Annotated in this window: 13 protein-coding genes; 10 read left to right on the plus strand and 3 right to left on the minus strand. The window is 45.3% G+C overall.

Annotation, left to right across the window (positions count from 1 at the left end; genetic code table 11):
- Positions 1-5: 5 nt before the first annotated feature.
- Positions 6-2,591 (plus strand): hybrid sensor histidine kinase/response regulator, encoded by a 2,586-nt coding sequence (locus tag KYS23_RS20770; protein WP_218419912.1) that lies wholly within the window; start codon positions 6-8, stop codon positions 2,589-2,591.
- Positions 2,592-2,809: 218 nt separating this feature from the next.
- Positions 2,810-4,903: a TonB-dependent siderophore receptor gene (locus KYS23_RS19695; protein WP_218419913.1), complete on the plus strand. Its 2,094-nt coding sequence runs from the start codon at positions 2,810-2,812 to the stop codon at positions 4,901-4,903.
- 96 nt (positions 4,904-4,999) lie between these two features.
- On the opposite strand, the gene KYS23_RS19700 is transcribed toward KYS23_RS19695, so the two are convergent.
- Positions 5,000-5,881: a LysR family transcriptional regulator gene (locus KYS23_RS19700; protein WP_159527924.1), complete on the minus strand. Its 882-nt coding sequence runs from the start codon at positions 5,879-5,881 to the stop codon at positions 5,000-5,002.
- A gap of 128 nt (positions 5,882-6,009) precedes the next feature.
- On the opposite strand from KYS23_RS19700, the gene KYS23_RS19705 reads away from it, so the two are divergent.
- The 6 genes from KYS23_RS19705 (at position 6,010) to KYS23_RS19730 (ending at position 14,321) form a co-directional block, all read left to right on the plus strand.
- Positions 6,010-7,509, plus strand: coding sequence for a CoA-acylating methylmalonate-semialdehyde dehydrogenase (locus KYS23_RS19705; RefSeq protein WP_218398346.1), 1,500 nt, complete (start codon positions 6,010-6,012; stop codon positions 7,507-7,509).
- 33 nt (positions 7,510-7,542) lie between these two features.
- Positions 7,543-8,424 (plus strand): 3-hydroxyisobutyrate dehydrogenase, encoded by an 882-nt coding sequence (mmsB, locus tag KYS23_RS19710; protein ID WP_218419915.1) that lies wholly within the window; start codon positions 7,543-7,545, stop codon positions 8,422-8,424.
- A gap of 274 nt (positions 8,425-8,698) precedes the next feature.
- A complete protein-coding gene (locus KYS23_RS19715; RefSeq protein WP_159527927.1) occupies positions 8,699-9,763 on the plus strand; it encodes an HlyD family secretion protein in 1,065 nt (354 codons plus the stop codon).
- Positions 9,760-12,540 carry a ribosome-associated ATPase/putative transporter RbbA gene (gene rbbA, locus KYS23_RS19720; protein WP_218419917.1) on the plus strand — a complete coding sequence of 927 codons (2,781 nt, stop codon included), beginning with the start codon at positions 9,760-9,762 and terminating at the stop codon, positions 12,538-12,540. The genes KYS23_RS19715 and rbbA overlap by 4 nt, the downstream gene beginning before the upstream one ends.
- A gap of 3 nt (positions 12,541-12,543) precedes the next feature.
- Positions 12,544-13,665 carry an ABC transporter permease gene (locus tag KYS23_RS19725; RefSeq protein WP_159527929.1) on the plus strand — a complete coding sequence of 374 codons (1,122 nt, stop codon included), beginning with the start codon at positions 12,544-12,546 and terminating at the stop codon, positions 13,663-13,665.
- Between the two features lie 125 nt (positions 13,666-13,790).
- Positions 13,791-14,321, plus strand: a complete 531-nt coding sequence (locus tag KYS23_RS19730) for a hypothetical protein (RefSeq protein WP_159534317.1) — start codon at positions 13,791-13,793, stop codon at positions 14,319-14,321.
- Between the two features lie 246 nt (positions 14,322-14,567).
- On the opposite strand, the gene KYS23_RS19735 is transcribed toward KYS23_RS19730, so the two are convergent.
- Positions 14,568-15,788 carry an acyl-CoA dehydrogenase family protein gene (locus KYS23_RS19735; protein ID WP_013786107.1) on the minus strand — a complete coding sequence of 407 codons (1,221 nt, stop codon included), beginning with the start codon at positions 15,786-15,788 and terminating at the stop codon, positions 14,568-14,570.
- 235 nt (positions 15,789-16,023) lie between these two features.
- Here KYS23_RS19735 and KYS23_RS19740 point away from each other — a divergent pair, with 235 nt between their 5' ends.
- Both KYS23_RS19740 and KYS23_RS19745 read left to right on the plus strand, forming a co-directional pair.
- Positions 16,024-16,929 carry a LysR family transcriptional regulator gene (locus KYS23_RS19740; protein ID WP_126872693.1) on the plus strand — a complete coding sequence of 302 codons (906 nt, stop codon included), beginning with the start codon at positions 16,024-16,026 and terminating at the stop codon, positions 16,927-16,929.
- A 132-nt stretch (positions 16,930-17,061) separates the two neighbouring features.
- Positions 17,062-17,823, plus strand: a complete 762-nt coding sequence (locus tag KYS23_RS19745; protein ID WP_126872692.1) for an MBL fold metallo-hydrolase — start codon at positions 17,062-17,064, stop codon at positions 17,821-17,823.
- 88 nt (positions 17,824-17,911) lie between these two features.
- Here KYS23_RS19745 and KYS23_RS19750 read toward each other — a convergent pair whose 3' ends face one another.
- Entirely contained in the window at positions 17,912-18,256 is a 345-nt protein-coding gene (locus tag KYS23_RS19750) for a carboxymuconolactone decarboxylase family protein (protein WP_159527931.1), read from the minus strand.
- Positions 18,257-18,444: the final 188 nt, after the last annotated feature.

Raw genomic sequence — 18,444 nt, forward strand, 5'->3', positions numbered from 1 at the left:
GCATTGTGGTCAATAAAGTTTCTAAATCAGCACTCTTCATTTCTATATTCTGCGTATTATTTATTGGCATCTTGGCAGTATTAGCCAATATTTTGTGGATTGAAACTAAGCGTTTTAGTAACGACGCTATCGACCAACAATTCGATGTACTGCATCAAAATTTTCAGAGCCAAATCAACCACGTTATATTGGATGCGCGTTCCATTGCTATTCAAGAAAGCAAAAGTACCTTAATTACCGATGCGCTAGTTGAACAGAATGCTAAGGGCTACCTTACTGCACATTGGTCAGCGCTTTTCGATGCGTACCCAAGTTTACAGCAAATTCGCTATATTGCGCTTGATGGTAATGAACAACTACGTGCTGAAAAACCATCCGGAAGCCTTATCTGGCGAGACACCCAAGACCTGCAAAACAAAGCCGATCGGTATTATTTTATTGAAGCTGTTGAGTCATCAAAAGACTATTACATATCGCCCTTAGATTTAAATAAAGAGCGGGGGGTAATAGAACTCCCTTATCGGCCTACTATTAGAAGTGTTGCTAAATATCGCGTTGATGGCGAGGTTTTAGGTTTAATCGTACTGAACTTTGATTTACGTGATGTATTCTCTCGCTTAAAAGAGCTGCAAACCGAGAGTGCGCATTGGTTAATTAATCCAGATGGATTCTTTTTAGCTTCTCCGAATAACGCCGCGTGGGGTTGGCTGCTCGACAGGCCCAAGAACCAAGTAAGTATGCAATTTCCTGGCTTTGAAAAACGCTTTAATGGCGGCGAAGATGACATGCCAGATAGGAGTTTTACCAGTCGATTTAAACACGGCATTATTCCTATTGGTAAAAGGAATACTGACAACACAGATATTGAAGATGCTTACTACTGGTTAGTTATGGAAAGGCCAACTGAGGCAATAGCGTATTTGGAGCGAACCAAGCATTTTATTGCTTTGGGCTTTGCGGTGGCGGCTTTGTTTTTATTAGGCCTGGCGTACCTATTAATACGACTGCTTAATCAATTGAACTTGGAAAAAGAGCTTGCCATAAAGGCAAAAAATAAGGCCACTAATGCCGAAAAATCTAAAGCCATTTTTCTCGCCAGAATGTCACATGAAATTAGAACGCCTATGAACGGTGTGTACGGCCTACTGCAAATTACGTTGGGTGAGCGTAACTACAAAAAAATCAACGATAATATAGAGCAAGCTATCACTAGCTTTTCTTTATTAAGCAGAATTATTGATGACGTGCTCGATTTTTCCAAAATTGAAGCCGGTAAGCTCGATATGGTTGAAGCCCCATTCCGGTTGGATAGTTTACTTAATCAAGTGGGTAAGATGATGGGGCGTGCCGCTTACGGTAAACATATCGAGCTGTGGATTGATGTTGATCCTAAATGTCCTAAACATGTTGTGGGCGATGCCGTTAGGCTCAATCAAATTATCAGCAACTTAATTAGTAACGCCATTAAGTTTACCTCTCGTGGGGAAGTGAATTTAAGCGTTGAGCTACTAAACGAAAACGAAGATACCATTCAGCTAGGGTTTGAGGTTCAAGATACGGGTATTGGCATGACTGAAAAGCAAGCCAACCAAGTATTTGGGGCGTTTACTCAGGCTAGCCGCGACACCAACTCTAAGTTCGGTGGTACAGGCCTAGGGCTAAGCATTGCCAAGCAGTTAGTGGAAATGATGCACGGTAAGATTGGTGTAGTAAGCCAGCAGGGTAAAGGCAGTAAATTCCATTTTAATGTGTTGCTTAAAAAAGCATCGGTAGCGCAAGAAGACAGCTTAAGTGAGCAAGATGTTATGTCTTATCAGGCCATAGTGCTTACGCAAAATGTAAATGTAGAAACCGGCATTCAGCGCCAATGTTCTGTACTTGGGTGGCCGTCCTATGTGGCAAAAAGTGTTGAAGACTTAACTACTCATAAAGCGTCGAATAGCCTACCTAGGGTCATTATCATTGATGAAGCAATCTTAACTGTTATCAGTAAAGAAGCACTGGCAAGTTGGCAACAAGAACAAAAAGAAATTACCCATTTGGTTGTGGTCTCGCACAACAGAGAGAGTCTTGATAAAAATAGCTTGGTGCTATACGACGACCTTTTATATAAGCCATTCACACCATCTACATTGTACGATACGGTTATTTCGTGCAGCCAATCTATCGATGAATTAGCTGAAAAGCCCGAGGTTGAAGATAACGAAAAACTCTTGGCTAAAACCTTAATCTTGGTAGTGGAAGACAACCCAATTAATCAACAAGTTGCTGGCGCTATGCTCAAAAGCGCGGGTGCCGTTGTTAAATTTGCCGAGAATGGGCAAGAGTGTTTAGATCTTCTTCTGAGTGGGTTCAAACCTCACTTAATATTAATGGATATGCAAATGCCTATTATGGGTGGTGTAGAAGCAGCTGAGCACATTCGCGCAAATTCTACCTGGGATAATATCCCTATTTTAGCCATGACAGCTAACGCCATGGAAGCCGACAGAAAGCGTTGTATCGATGCAGGTATGCAAGGTCATATTGTTAAACCTGTGGTGAAACAGGATCTTATTACCCAAGTAAAATCGAGACTTCCCGATAGTTAGTATTTTTTCTTTTCAGTGATGGCTGAAGGCGCTAAATTCTTTGGCCAACCAACTTGCCCTATTTATATTCTGAAGAAAGCAAAAATCTGATCAATTTTTATTAACAGGTAATTATTAGCATTATTGTAAATGCTAATAATTATCATTTGTGATCCTTCTCTACTTCCGTATAATCCTCTGCGACTAAAAACTAAACCAAAATCACTGTAGAGAACACAATGAAACTGACCACACTCTTTGCGCTTACCCCTGTAGCGCTCGCTTTCTCAATTAACGCTCAAGAAACTCAAACAGATACTGCAATTGTAGAAGAGTCGCAGGTTGAGAAAATTCACATTGTTGGTGTACGTCAAAACCGCGTAAGTCGCGGTGCGACTGGCTTAACAATGGAGCTAAGCGAAACACCTCAGTCAATTAGCCTTATCTCTGAAGCGCTAATGCAGTCGTTTGGTGCCTACAATGTTAACGATGCACTTAAACTTGCACCGGGTATTAACGTAGAAGAGTGGGAAACTAACCGTACAAACTACACAGCCCGTGGTTTTGAAATTAAAAACACGCAAATTGATGGCGTAGGATTACCTAACGACTGGGGAATTGTCACCGGTGCGCTTGAAGCCTACGGTTATGAAAAAATTGAAGTTATTCGTGGTGCCAATGGCCTGCTAACCGGTGTCGGTAATTCATCGGGTACATTAAACTATGTACGTAAACGCCCCACCAATGAAGAAGGCGGTGAAGTGACAGTGAGTGCAGGGTCGTTTGATTTTAAACGCTTGCAGGCGGATTACTCTACTTTGCTAACCGAAGATGGCCGTTGGGCTGCACGTTTTGTAGGTGCTATAGAAGATAAAGAATCTTACTTAGATGGCTTAGAGAACGATCGCACCTTTTTATATGGCGTAGTAGATGGGCAACTTACCGATAACGCCACCATTACGTTGGGCTACTCTTACCAAGATGCCAACACCGATGGAAACAATTGGGGCGGGTTAGTATTTAATTACACAGACGGTACACAAGCTGAGTGGGATGTGAGTGATACCACAGCGCAAGAATGGGCAATGTGGGACACAGAAAACACCAATGCCTTCGTTGAATTCGACTATATTTTCGATAACGACTGGCAAGTGAAAGTAAGCTACAACTATCGCGGCTACGAAGAACAAGATAAGTTGTTTTATGCTTACGGTACTATCGATAAAGACACGGGCTTAGGTTTAGTAGGCTGGCCCGGTCGTTATGATTCAGACATAGATTCAAACTTAGTAGAAGCGCGTACCTTTGGTACTTTCGAGCTCTTCGGCCGTCAACATGAAGTGAACATTGGTGTAAGTCATGCCTCTAGTTCCGACACCATGTATCAATACGGTTTCGACTATGCCAATACGCCTGCCTATGGCGCAACGCCAGCGTTCCCATATGCATTTGATGCCATTGCCGAACCAGACTGGTTTGACGCGGTGCTGTATTCTGATATTGAACAAGATCTTACCCGCTATTTTGGCTCTACCAAAATAAGCGTCACCAATGAATTGTTTGTTATTGCGGGCTTCAACGCAATTGATTTTGAGCGCAGTGGTAACAATGCGGGCACCACTATCGACAATAATGAAAGTGAAGCCAGCCCTTACATAGGTGCTACTTATGCGGTAACTGAAAACATCAATACTTATGTAAGTTATTCAGATGTATACCAACCGCAAGAGCAATACGACTTATCGGGGCAATTTGTTGCGCCAACCAAGGGCAAAAACTTTGAAGCCGGTGTGAAAGCGCAGTGGTTAGACGACGCACTATTAACGACCTTCGCATACTTCACCGCAGACCAAGAAAATCTTGCTGCTTTTGCGGGTATTAACCCAGAAAACCAGCAGTACTACTACGAAGGTGTTACGGTAGAGTCTGAAGGGTTTGAGGTGGAAGTTGTTGGTCAAATTACTGATGCATTGCGTGTTCAAGCATCGTATACCGCAATTGATGTGGAAGATGAAGCGGGCAATGATGCGAACCTATGGGCTCCACGTGATGTAGTGACTTTCCAGTTAGGTTATGAACTACCTGCAGTACCAGCGTTAACAGTTGGCTTAGGCGGAAGATGGCAATCTGAAATCAGCAACACCGATTATAACGTAGAGCAAGGCAGCTACTTTTTAGCAAATGCCTATGCAACCTACGCGGTAACCAACGACCTTACCTTGCGTGCAAACATCAACAATATTTTTGACGAAAAATACATTACCAGCCTACACACCATAGGCTTTTATGGTGCTCCAGTGAATGGTTCTGTGAGCCTAACTTACGCATTCTAAAATGTAATAGAAAGAACACTAAAAAGCGCCTTCGGGCGCTTTTTTTATGTGGGTGTAACTTAGCGAGAGCAATAACATGGCAAACCTGTGACTACATCAAAAGATGTCAGCGTATTTTTGCACGGTGTCGTTCAACCAATCTAAAAATACATTCACTCTGGCTAAGTGCCTTACATCGCGATGAGTTGCTAGCCAAAAGGTGCGGGTAATGTTTATTTTATCTTGCAGTATCGGTTGTAGTTCATGGGCATTCTTGGCAATAAAATGAGGCAGAATACCTACACCTGCTTTGTTTCGTAGCATTTGAAATTGCGCATTAATACTGGTGCTTTTAAGGGCGTGAAGCGGTGAAAGCAGCGATTCTTCAATGAAATTAAGCTGTGGCGCATAAATTAAATCGGGCACGTAACTTACTAGGTTAAAAGGGCTTAGTTGCTCGATAGACGTTGGAGCACCATGCGCTGCTACTAGGTCTTCATGCATGTATAAATTTAAGCGGTAGTCGGTAAGCCTTTTAGTGTACAGCAAGCCTTTCGTGGGCTTTTCAAGCAAAATGGCAATATCGGCTTCCCGTTTATTGATATTTAAAAAGCCGCTGTTTGCCACTAACTCCACGCAAATAGCGGGGTAGCGCTGCTTAAACTCTGCCAATGCTGGAGCTAACACCCAAGAACCAAACCCTTCAGAAGCACTAACCCTTACCGTGCCGGAAAGCTCTTGGCGCTCATCGGTTAAGTCATTTTTTGCTTCTAAAATGTGCCTCTCTGCATGTTCTATGTAATTGACTAAGCGCTTACCGTGATCGGTAAGTAAATAGCCTTTATTGCTTAGCTCGAACAAATTGCAATTAAGGGCAGTCTCCAGCCTTTTTACACGCCTAATGAGCGTGGTGGCATCAAGGTGTAAGTTTCTGGCAGCAATGCTAATTTTTCCATTTCTGGCGAGGCCAAGAAACAGTCTTAAGTCATCCCAGTTCACGTGATTACCTTTTTAACTTGCTGCAAAAATGCAGCACTATGCTGTAACTATATTGACTTGCAGTTTTTAACGCAAGGTTTCAAAATTGTAAATAATCTGTTTTTATTTTTAAGTTGTTGAGGTAGGCCATGAGAACCATAACGCATTTTATTGAAGGCAAAGATTATACTGCTGAAGGCGAGCGTCACGCCGATGTGTTCGCCCCTAACACAGGAAAGGTTCAAGCGCACGTTACGCTGGCTACCGTGGAAACGGTAAATCATGCTGTTGAAGTAGCCCAAAAAGCCCAGCGTGAATGGGCAGCCACAAACCCTCAGCGCCGTGCACGGGTTATGTTTGAATTTAAACGCCTTGTTGAGCAAGACAAAGACAGGCTTGCCCAGTTGCTTTCGAGCGAACACGGTAAAGTGCTATCCGACGCCCAAGGTGACATTCAACGGGGGCTAGAGGTTATTGAGTTTGCTTGCGGCATTCCTCATGCACAAAAAGGAGAATACACCGATAGCGCAGGGCCGGGTATTGATGTGTATTCCATGCGCCAGCCTTTAGGCGTAGTGGCGGGGATCACGCCGTTTAACTTTCCAGCCATGATACCTATGTGGATGTTCGGGGTGGCCATTGCCTGTGGAAATGCCTTTATATTAAAACCTTCAGAGCGCGACCCATCGGTGCCTGTTGAGCTAGCCAAACTCATGTTGCAAGCAGGGTTACCTAAAGGTGTATTGAACGTAGTGCATGGTGACAAAGTGGCGGTAGATGCCTTGCTTGATCACCAAGACGTAAAGGCAGCCAGCTTTGTGGGTTCATCTGACATTGCCAATTATGTTTATGAGCGTGGTGCACGAGCCGGCAAACGTATTCAAGCCATGGGCGGCGCTAAGAACCACGGCATAGTGATGCCAGACGCTGATTTAGATCAGGTGGTGGCTGATTTAGTGGGCGCTGCGTATGGGTCTGCGGGCGAGCGATGCATGGCATTGCCTGTGGTAGTGCCCGTAGGTGAGGGCACCGCAGAAAAGCTTATCGACAAGCTTATCCCTGCCATTAAAGCCATAAAAGTAAGTCACTCTGAAGATGAGTCGGCCCACTACGGCCCTGTGGTAACCTCTGCCCATAAATTACGGGTTGAGGAATACATTGAACTAGCCATTTCAGAAGGCGCTAACCTTATTTACGATGGTCGCACGTCGCAAATACCTCAGCAAACTAACGGCTATTTTATTGGACCCACATTGTTCGACAATGTAACTGCCGATATGCGTTCTTATCAGGAAGAAATCTTCGGGCCTGTGCTTCAAATTGTTCGCGCCACCGACTTTAACCACGCAGTATCGCTAGCAAGCGATCACCAATACGGCAATGGTGTGGCTATTTACACCCGAAACGGCCATGCCGCCAGAGAGTTTGCGCAACGTGTGAATGTGGGTATGGTAGGCATTAATGTGCCCATTCCAGTACCTGTGGCTTACCACACCTTCGGTGGCTGGAAGCGTTCAGCCTTTGGCGATACGAACCAGCACGGTATGGAAGGGGTAAAATTTTGGACCAAAGTGAAAACCGTTACCCAGCGATGGCCAGATGGTTCAGATACCAACGACAATGCGTTTGTTATTCCTACTATGGAATAAGCCGTTACCAACCACATTAAAGGGGAATGAATAATGACTAAAAATATAGCGTTTATTGGCCTGGGTAATATGGGCTCGGGCATGGCTAAAAACCTAGTAAAAAACGGGTTTAGCGTTTTGGCGTTTGATTTAAGTAGTGAAGCTATGGCCATGGCAAAAGAGAACGGATGCGAATTAGCCGAGTCAGCCAAGCAAGCAGTAGAGCGCTGTGATGCTGTGGTAACCATGTTACCTGCTGGCAAACACGTTAAGGGCATATACGAAGAAACCGTGCTACCAAATGCAAGGCCGGGCACCTTGCTATTAGATTGTTCAACCATTGATGTGGAAACTGCCAAGGAAGTGGGCGGCATGGCAAAAGTGCAGGGCTTGCTTATGGTAGACGCGCCAGTATCTGGCGGCACCAAGGCTGCAGGCGACGGCACCCTTACCTTTATGGTGGGGGGGGAAGACGCTGCGTTCCAACAGGCAGAAAAAGTACTTTCAGCCATGGGTAAGAAAATTATTCATGCGGGAGAATGTGGGGCAGGGCAGTCTGCTAAAATTTGCAATAATATGCTGCTAGGTGCCAGCATGATTGCTACCTGTGAAGCGTTTCAGCTGGCAGAAAAGCTAGATTTAGACCCGCAGGTATTTTTCGATATTGCCTCGAATGCATCAGGGCAAACATGGTCGATGACCAGTTACTGCCCCGTAAAAGGGGTGGGTCCCGTTAGCCCCGCCGATAATGATTTTGCGGGTGGTTTTGCCGCAGCGCTTATGCTGAAAGATTTAACCTTGGCAATGCAGGGCGCTGCTGCTGTTGGGGCGAATGTCCCTATGGGGGAAAAAGCATCGCAGTTATATCGTGAGTATTGTGAAAAAGCCCAGGAAAATGGTGCGCTTGATTTTTCTTCAATCATCAACACACTGTAACAACCGGCCCAATACCTAAAAACATCTCCACGAATAATGCAAAATAGGTGAAAGGTGATTTTCATCTATTTTGCCAATCTTTTTTACGTAGCCTTATTCTTCTTTCTTCTTCCATTCATGAAAATAAATATCTAACGTGACTGTTTGTTGATGTAGAACAAAGATGTAGTTAGCCAAAAACGTACAATAATTCATCATGGATGTTTGTGCGTTTCCCCGTACAGCAGCGCTTCCCTCATTCTTGCAACGAATTTATTCACAAAGGATACACGCCGTGAAAACAGTAAAAAAGACGCCTTTTGTTTTAGTTTTTCTGTTGATTGTATTAGTCGTGCTTGGCTTTCGAGCTTTCTTCGGTAGCACCGAACCAGAGGGCGTGGCCTCAAGTAATGGTCGTATTGAAGCCATCGAAATTGGCATTTCTGCGAAAGTGGCTGGTCGAGTCGAAGAAATTTTTGTGGATGAAGGCGAGCAAGTAGAAGCGGGAATGTTGGTTGCTAAACTAGATACCACGACTATTCGCGGCCAACTTCGCCAAGCTAATGCCCAGCGAGTTCAGGCGCAAAGTGCAGTTGCCGCAGCAGATATGGCTATTGCGCAACGTGAAAGCGAAAAAGTTGCGCTGCAGGCGGCGCTAATACAAACAGAAGCAGAGTTAAAAGCCGCACAAGCCCATGCCCGTCGAACCAACGAATTATCAAAAACCGGCGCAGTGTCTAAGCAATTGGCTGAAGATAACCTTACTACCGTAGAAAGTGCCAAGGCTGCGGTTAATGCTGCATCGGCCAGATTAGCGGCAGCAGATGCGACCATTGAAGCTTCAAAGTCTCAGTATTTGTCCGCTAAAGCTGCGGTTACGGCGAGCGATGCCACCATCGCGCAAATAGAATCTGAAATCGACGATATGCTATTAAAAGCACCACGCAACGGGCGTATTCAATATCGGGTTGTTCAGCCAGGCGAAGTGGTTGCTGCCGGAGGAAGAGTGCTTAGTCTAGTCGATTTGACCAACGTTTATATGACCTTTTATTTGCCTGCAACGCAAGTTGGCCGATTGTCCATTGGTTCAGATGCGCGAATTGTTTTAGATGCTGCACCTGACGTATCAATTCCCGCCAATATTTCTTATGTAGCAGATGTTGCACAATTTACGCCTCGTTCGGTAGAAACCGAAAGTGAAAGAGAAAAATTGATGTTTAGGGTAAAAGCACAAATCCCTAAAGATCTGCTGCAAAAGTATATCGAGAAAGTGAAAACAGGGTTGCCTGGCGTGGTATGGGTAAAGCTAGATGACAGTGCTGCATGGCCTAGTGATATGCCTGAGTTGGTTGCGCTATGAGTGACGTCATTACCTGTGAAGGTCTGACGGTTCATTACAAATCAACTACCGCAATCGCAGATATATCACTTCGAATTCCTCGGGGTGCCACCGTGGGTTTCATTGGTCCTGATGGCGTCGGAAAGTCTACCTTGTTATCGCTTATTGCTGGTGAGCGAGTATTGCAGCAAGGTAAGCTAAATGTGCTTAACGGTGATATTAGCGAACGCTCTCATCGTGAAGCTATCTGCGCTGACATTGCGTACATGCCTCAGGGGTTGGGGAAGAATTTGTACCCCACGTTGTCGGTGGAAGAAAACTTACAATTTTTTGCTAAGCTATTTGGCCATGGGCGTGCCGAGCGCCGTAAACGCATCGATAACCTCACTAAGCGTACGGGGTTATATCCTTTCCTGTCTCGTCCTGCGGGCAAGCTATCTGGTGGGATGAAACAGAAGTTGGGTTTGTGCTGCGCCCTTATTCATGATCCTAAACTGTTAATTTTAGACGAGCCTACTACCGGCGTAGACCCCCTAGCTCGTAGTCAGTTTTGGCGACTAATTGCCGATATTCGCAAAGGTGGCTCTTATAAAGAGCAGTCCGACTTAACCGTTCTGGTTGCCACGGCTTACATGGATGAAGCGCAACAATTTGAGCATTTAATTGCCATGAACGATGGAAAGGTTCTGGCTACAGGGACGCCAGACGAACTATTGGCGAAAACAAACGCCACTAACCTAGAATCGGCCTTTATTGCTTTGTTGCCTGAAAAGATAAGGCGTTCACATTTACCGGTGGTGATTACCCCTATTGATGATAATGCGAATGCTCCTATTGCAATAGAAGCCAAGCGCCTCACCATGAAATTTGGTGATTTTACCGCAGTAGATAACGTGAGCTTTTCTATCAAAAAAGGGGAGATATTCGGTTTTCTGGGATCGAACGGCTGCGGTAAATCTACCACCATGAAAATGCTGACGGGCCTTCTACCACAAACCTCTGGTGAAGCATGGATGTTGGGCAGTGTGCTCGATCCTAATGATATCGCCACGCGCTATCGCGTGGGTTATATGTCACAAGGGTTTTCTCTCTATAACGAGCTTTCGGTAGAACAAAATTTAGTGTTACATGCACGCTTATTTATGGTGCCAGACGCGCAGCGTGAGCAGCGTGTAGCAGAGATGCTAGCACGCTTTTCATTGAGCCAGCACAAAGACGCCCTACCTGCATCTCTGCCGTTGGGGCTACGGCAACGATTGTCGCTGGCGGTCGCGATGGTACATAAACCTGAAGTGCTCATACTGGATGAGCCCACATCTGGGGTCGACCCCGTGGCCAGAGACAACTTTTGGCGCTTGCTGATCACCTTAGCCAGAGCAGACGGCGTCACTATTTTTATTTCCACGCACTTTATGAATGAAGCGGCTAGGTGCGATCGTATTTCACTTATGCATGCGGGAAAAGTGTTGGTCACTGATTCCCCCGCTACCATTATTGCGCATAAAAAGGCGACAACGTTAGAAGATGCTTTTATTGCTTACTTAGAAGCTGCTCAGGCTAATAACGATACAAAACGCACAGCGAATGGTGAAACTTCCGAAGAAGAGACTAAGCAGGAGATTCAGTCAAAACCAGCGCATGCCCCAATGGCTGCAAAGCAAGCAATCCGCTATAAAATGTCGCTTCAGCGTCTTTTGAGTTACGCCACTCGAGAAACGCTGGAACTAATCCGCGACCCTATTCGCCTGACCATGGCGTTTTTAGGCTCAATGGTGCTGATGGTGGTTATTGGTTACGGCATAACCATGGATGTAGAAGACTTACAGTATGCGGTGTTCGACCGTGACAAGTCGGCGATTAGCGAGCAATACACTAATAGCCTCGCTGGTTCGCGGTATTTCTTAACTCAACCCGACATTACCAGTTACGAAGATATGGACCGGCGAATGAAAAGTGGTGAGTTGTCGCTCGCGATTGAAATTCCGCCCGACTTTGGACAAAAGTTACATAAAGGTGAAGATGTAGAAATTGGCGCTTGGATAGATGGTTCGATGCCTTCACGGGCGGAAACGATTGAAGGGTATGTGGAAGGAATTCACGTTACCTGGTTGCTAGAACAAGCCGCTCAAACCAGTACCACTGCGTCTACATCACTTATCAGTGTGCAGTCTCGCTATTTATATAACCCCGATATTAAAAGTTTGGTGGCTATTGTTCCTGCCGTTATTCCTATGTTGCTGTTAATGATTCCAGCGTTACTTACTTCATTGGCGGTAGTGAGAGAAAAGGAGCTAGGCTCAATTATTAATTTGTACGTTACCCCAGTGACAAAACTCGAATTTTTACTGGGTAAGCAGCTGCCTTATATAGCGACTTCATTTGCCAGCTTTGTCTTGTTAGTGCTCATGGCGGTGTACTTTTTTAATGTACCGCTTAAAGGCGATGTCTTCGCGTTTTCCATTATCGCTTTACTGTTTGTGACATTTTCTACCAGCTTTGGCTTATTGGCGTCTGTATTTACCAATAGCCAAATTGCCGCAATTTTGCTGACTACCATAGGTACTATGGTACCAGCAGTGCAATTTGCCGGTATGATCACGCCCGTTTCCGCTTTAGAAGGAGCCGGGAAGATAATTGGTGAGATACATCCTGTAAGCTATTTCTTGTTGGCTAGTAGGGGAATATTTAGCAAAGGATTGGGTTTCGGCACACTAGATTTTGCGGTTTATGTCATTGCTATTGGTATTCCAATTACGTTGTGGTTGTCAGTCGTACTACTTAAGAAACAGGAACGCTAAGTTATGAAGCTGAAGAATGTATTGCATCTTAGCGTAAAAGAACTGTGGAGCTTGTGGCGCGACCCTGTAATGTTGGTGCTCATATTTTATGTTTTCACCTTAAACATTTACACAGCGGCTACCGCTGTGCCTGAGTCGCTGCATAATGCGCCTATCGCGTTTGTGGATCACGACCGTTCGCAGCTTTCTCATCGGGTAATAGACGGCTTTGTGCCACCGTATTTTTTAACCCCAGAGATTATTACCGAGCAAGAGGTTAACCCCAGTTTAGACACGGGAAAATACACCTTTGTGGTGACGATACCACCGTCTTTTGAAAAAGACGTAATGAAAGGCTTAGTGCCTGATGTGCAAGTTAACGTAGATGCCACGCGCATTAGCCAAGCCTTTACGGGTAATGGTTACATTACAGAAATTATTGGTGAAGAGGTGTCTGCTTTTGTTGCTGGCTACAAATACGAAACCCGTTATCCTGTGGGTTTAGTGATGCGCGCAAGGTTTAACCCTGCACTGGAAAGTTTTTGGTTTGGCTCGGTTATGGAGCTAATTAATGCGGTGACCATGATTGCCATTATTTTATCGGGCGCGGCGCTCATTCGAGAAAAAGAGCGGGGTACAGTAGAGCACTTATTGGCAATGCCGGTATCAAGCAGTGAAATTATGTTATCGAAAATTGCTGCCACCTTGCTGGTGGTATGGCTTGCTACACTTATGTCTGTGTATTTAGTGATTCAATACGTGCTGGGTATTCCCATTAATGGCGACGTGTGGTTATTTATGCTGGCGGTGGCCATTCACCTGTTTGCGGTGAGTAGTTTAGGCATATTCATGGCAACCATTGCCCGCTCTATGCCTCAGTTTGGGCTTTTGCTTATTCTAGTATTATTACCGCTTCAGTTGCTGTCTGGTGGTGTAACACCAAGAGAAAGTATGCCTGAAATGATTCAGTACATTATGTTGCTTGCGCCAAACACGCACTTTGTTATGGCGTCGCAAGGGGTGCTATACCGAGGAGCGGGACTGAGTGTGGTGTACCCCCAACTTATCGCCTTAACGCTCATTGGGGGCGTACTGTATTATATTGCCCTACGCAGATTCAAAAGCACCGTGGGTAGCATGGCCTAAAAAAGAAGGTATTGCCAAGAAAGGCGCGAGCCCAAGCGGTAGTAGAAGGCACAGTAATCATTATTTTTGCCTATAAATTGCACATATGCTAGGTTAAGTTTAACGCATCAATAAAGGAATACATGATGAAGGCATACACCATTCCCGCTGTATCTAGCGCCCCCGTGAAGTACCTAACAGGTTTGTTCACAGTCGTTACCTTACTGTTTAGTAGTGCAGTGTTTGCGCAGCATGATAAAACTCGACAGTATGAGCAGTTTGAAGTGCTTGGACAAAAAACAAAGCCGCAATTACAGCGTGAATTCGATAAAGCTAAATTTGATTTCTTGGATATGTATCACGAAATAAATGAAGTGGCGAAGTTTGACGTGCTCTGTTCTTACCATCGGCCTATAGGCAGTAAAATTGCCAGAAAAACCTGTGAGCCCCGGTATGTTAAAACTGCGCGAGCAATGTATATTCAAGCCATGTCTACTGGCACAGGGATTGATTTAAATAGGTTACCTAGCGATGACATGATTCGATTTTTAACCAAGCAAACCCGCGAAGAAAGCTATGAGCACGTGGCGGCGTTAGTCATGACGAACCCTGAGTTAAACAAAAGTTTTGCCAAACTTGAGTTCATTCATAGTCGTTTGAATGAAGACAGCGAGTAGCGTAAATAGCATTCTTTTGGACACTGGACACTGGACACTGGACACTGAAGAGTGAATAAGAAAAAGAGGCCTACTTAGAAGAGTAGGCCTCTTTTTTTGTTTAATGCTCAAGGCTATTTATAAACGCTCAAGGCTTTCTGTTCGCTCAAGGCTTTCTGTTCGCTCAGGGCTGTTTACCTGCTCAAGGCTGTCTATTCGCTCAGGGCTGTTTACCCGCTCAAGGCTGTCTATTAGCTCAAGGCTGTTCTATTGATACTTTCTAAGTTCTATGCGCGATACCATGCCTTTATGCACTTCATCAGGGCCATCGGCTAATCGTAGTGCACGAGCGCCTGCGGCAAAGCGTGCTAATGGGAAGTCGCTACACATGCCAGCACCACCATGAATTTGCAGTGCCATGTCTACGACCGATTGCAGCATGTTTGGCACCACCACTTTAATGGCAGATATTTCTGTCATGGCGTGCTTCACCCCAAGGTTATCTATCTTCCATGCTGCGTGAAGGGTTAATAGCCTTGCTTGCTCTATGGCCATTCGAGCTTCAGCAACACGCTCTAAATTACCGCCTAAGCGGATAATAGGCTTACCAAACGCGACACGTTCGTGCCCACGCTTAAGGGCAAGTTCAAGTGATTTTTCAGCCATGCCGATAGCGCGCATACAATGGTGAATACGGCCAGGCCCTAAGCGCCCTTGAGCTATAGCAAAGCCTTTGCCTAAACCCATTACCAGGTTTTCTTTGCTTACCCGTACATTATCAAAATGCATTTCACCATGACCGTAAGGAGCATCGTAATCGCCGTAGGCATCGAGCATACGGGTTATAGTAATTCCCGGTGTATCAAGTGGCACAATCACCATACTATGGCGGCTGTGCTTGTCGTTTTCAGGGTTAGATAAACCCATGAATATAGTGAAAGCAGCGTTGGGATGCCCCAAACCGGTAGACCACCACTTTTTGCCGTTGATCACTACATCATCGCCATCTTCAATAATAGTTGCTGCCATGTTGGTGGCGTCAGAGGAGGCAACATCAGGCTCTGTCATGCCAAACACGGAACGTATTTCACCTGCTAGCAATGGGGTAAGCCACTTGGCTTTTTGGGCATCGTTACCAAAGTGATAAAGCACTTCCATGTTTCCCGTATCTGGCGCGTTACAGTTGAATATTTCAGGGGCGAAAAGAAATCTGCCCATACGCTCAGCCATAGGCGCATATTCTAGCGTGGTTAGTCCTTTACCAAGCTCAGCATCGGGCAAAAATAAATTAGCCAATCCTGCCTCACGGGCTTTTTGTTTTAGTGCCTCGGTGCCAGGGTGTAGCTTCCACTTTTTCCAATCACCGTGGTGGTTCTCTTTATGATGAAAATCATAAACTTCATTTTCAATGGGCTCGATATGTTCAGCAATAAATGCATCAAGTTTTTCGAGTAGGGCGTTTGTTTTATCGTTATGCGAAAAATCCATGACTATCCTCGGGTTCTTAACAAATGGCTAGTAGCTTAAAAGCAGTGGGTAATAAATTTGATAGCTATAGCGTAGTTTAGTTACTAGAATGAATGAAATGAAATCTAGTCCGATAGTATTGTGAATGCTATTCACTGCGTTGTGATGTTGAGAGCCGGTTTCAATAGGTGGCTTTAGCACTGTTTTTCAGCGTAGTTTGTTGTGGGGCGGTTTAGGTATTAAAGGGAAAGCCTTAATGCAAGATAAACGGCAATTTGAAAAGCTCGACTTAAACTTACTGAAAGTGTTTGAAGCCTTGTGGCAGCAGCGTAACATGACCCATGCCGCAGAGTCGCTGCATATCACGCCATCAGCGGTTAGCCACGCCATGCGACGGTTTCGCGAAATTCTTGGCGACCCACTATTTGCTCGTGAAAAAAACCATATGCTGCCTACGGCCGCCTGCGAACGGTTAGCACCTCAAATTCTAGAAGCGTTAGCTAATATTCGCCGCGCACTAAGTGAATTTACCGAATTTAATCCTGCTCACAGCCATCAGCGCTTCGTTATTGCTATGCAAGAGTCGCTAGAGCTTAGTGTTTTACCGGCACTACTAGCCAAGCTTGAAGTTCACGCCCCTAATGTCGAAATTGTGAGTGCGCGATTAAATCGCGACACCATGGTAGCCGACCTAAGTAATCGCAATTTACATTTAGTGGTAGACATTGGCCGGCCCATTTCACCGCCAGTTGAACATTGTTTGCTAACCCGTGATAACTACGCCGTACTAATGAATACACAGCATGCTTTGCGTGATAGCCTAAGTGCAGCGGCTTATTTAAATGCACGGCATATTACGGTGTCGAATCGAATAAAAGGGGCCTCGGTAGAGGAGATTGCCCTACAGCAACTTGGAGTCAGCCGTCCTTCGCTATGGCGTTGTCAAAATTATCGGGCTGCGGCAGAGGTTACCGCGAACACCAACGCGCTGTTAACCTTACCAGGCTCTATTGCCAGCGCCCTTGCTGACGAAAACTTAAGTATCGCGGCACTGCCCTTCAACTTACCCGCATTGGAAACACATCTGTACTGGCATCAGCATCAAGAAGGCGAGCCAGGGTTAATGTGGCTTAAGGCTCTGGTATTACAGTTGTTTGCTTGATCTGGTTGTTATGTGTAATGTTTGTTAGTGTTTCAGTACGAATTGTTGGCGTGTTTTGCTACAAAAATAAGTCACACCCACAATCCACGTAGTATTAACGACAGCGTTCAACTCAACGCCATGAGAATCTAAATGAAGATCCATACCCTTTCGGGCTACATTCAACACATCTATCTAGCAGAGCACGAGCATGGCTTACTGCTATTAGATGGGTGTAGTCGCGCCGATGTAGAAACGGTGAGCCAGTTTATTACTGAGACCTTACATCGGCCTTTAAGCGACCTAAAATTGATTGTGGTAACGCACATGCACCCTGATCATGCTGGTGGCGCTGCAAGAATTAAGGCGTTAACCGGGGCGTCTATTGCCGCGCACCCAAAAGCAAAAAGCTGGTATGCTGGCTTAATGGGCAGAGCAGCCCACGCCATTGATTTGGGCCTGACGTGGTGGGTAGCAAACCGCATAGGTAAGCAGCGTGAGTCTATTTGGTATAACCCTGTATTGCGGGCTGATATCTTGCTGGAAGACGAGCAAAATCTGCCCTTTTTTAACGAGTGGAAGGTACTTTATTCTCCGGGGCACACTGACCACGATCTTACCATTATGCACGAACCTACGCGGCAAGCGTACGTGGCCGATTTATTGGTAAAAGTAAAAGGTGAGTTAGTACCACCTTACCCCTTATGCCACCCAAATCAATATCGAAAGTCGCTACAACGTATTGCGCAGTCGTCTATAGAAACTATTTTTTGCGCCCATGTTGCACCGGTACAGTTGGCTGATATTCCTTTTGATCACGTTATCGAGAACGCGCCTACCCTGCCCAAGAATCACTGGCATTCAGCCAAAAACCGTATAAATCGAAAGCTGTTTGGCAAAACCGCTCAGCACTAGTGCATTTTACGACAGTGAAGTGCGAAAGGGATTGGCGTGCCAGCCCCTTTCGTAAATGCTTCAGTTTGCGATATTCGGCTAAAGCATATTACTCCTTGGTAAATTGCTCGTAGGCTAACATGGCATCAGCAGCGTACATCAGCGAGGGGCCGCCACCCATATAAATGGCCATTCCTAGGGTTTCTTCTAACTCTTCTTTCGTTACCCCTAAATCGACCAGTGCTTTTACGTGAAAGCCAATACAGCCGTCGCACCGTGTTGAAATACCTATGGCCAATGCAATCAGCTCTTTGGTCTTTTTATCTAGCGCGCCGTCTTGAGTCGCGGCTTTCGCCATGGCTGAAAACCCTTGCATGGTGTCGGGTATGCCAGCACGAAGAGACTTCATATTATCTGAAATGCGTTTAGTTATATCAGGGTACGACTTGCTCATTTGATCATCCTTTTTACTATTAACGGTAAAGACTAAGCACAAAGTAAGTAAATCTTTATATGCGTGCAATCTTATATATCAGTGCATCATATTATGGTCAATATAGAGTACGGCGAAATTGTGGAAGTTGTAACAAAACGTGCAATATGCTTGTCTTACATCAATTAATGACCACATTATGTAGAAGC

Source organism: Alteromonas lipotrueae (assembly GCF_019249255.1).
Lineage (GTDB): Bacteria > Pseudomonadota > Gammaproteobacteria > Enterobacterales > Alteromonadaceae > Alteromonas > Alteromonas lipotrueae.

Bases quoted from the DNA above. Each gene is read 5' to 3' on its own strand.
- KYS23_RS19695 (WP_218419913.1), top strand. From the start codon at position 2,810: ATGAAACTGACCACACTCTTTGCGCTTACCCCTGTAGCGCTCGCTTTC.
- KYS23_RS19705 (WP_218398346.1), top strand. From the start codon at position 6,010: ATGAGAACCATAACGCATTTTATTGAAGGCAAAGATTATACTGCTGAA.
- mmsB (WP_218419915.1), top strand. From the start codon at position 7,543: ATGACTAAAAATATAGCGTTTATTGGCCTGGGTAATATGGGCTCGGGC.
- rbbA (WP_218419917.1), top strand. From the start codon at position 9,760: ATGAGTGACGTCATTACCTGTGAAGGTCTGACGGTTCATTACAAATCA.
- KYS23_RS19725 (WP_159527929.1), top strand. From the start codon at position 12,544: ATGAAGCTGAAGAATGTATTGCATCTTAGCGTAAAAGAACTGTGGAGC.
- KYS23_RS19730 (WP_159534317.1), top strand. From the start codon at position 13,791: ATGAAGGCATACACCATTCCCGCTGTATCTAGCGCCCCCGTGAAGTAC.
- KYS23_RS19735 (WP_013786107.1), bottom strand. From the start codon at position 15,788: ATGGATTTTTCGCATAACGATAAAACAAACGCCCTACTCGAAAAACTT.
- KYS23_RS19740 (WP_126872693.1), top strand. From the start codon at position 16,024: ATGCAAGATAAACGGCAATTTGAAAAGCTCGACTTAAACTTACTGAAA.
- KYS23_RS19745 (WP_126872692.1), top strand. From the start codon at position 17,062: ATGAAGATCCATACCCTTTCGGGCTACATTCAACACATCTATCTAGCA.
- KYS23_RS19750 (WP_159527931.1), bottom strand. From the start codon at position 18,256: ATGAGCAAGTCGTACCCTGATATAACTAAACGCATTTCAGATAATATG.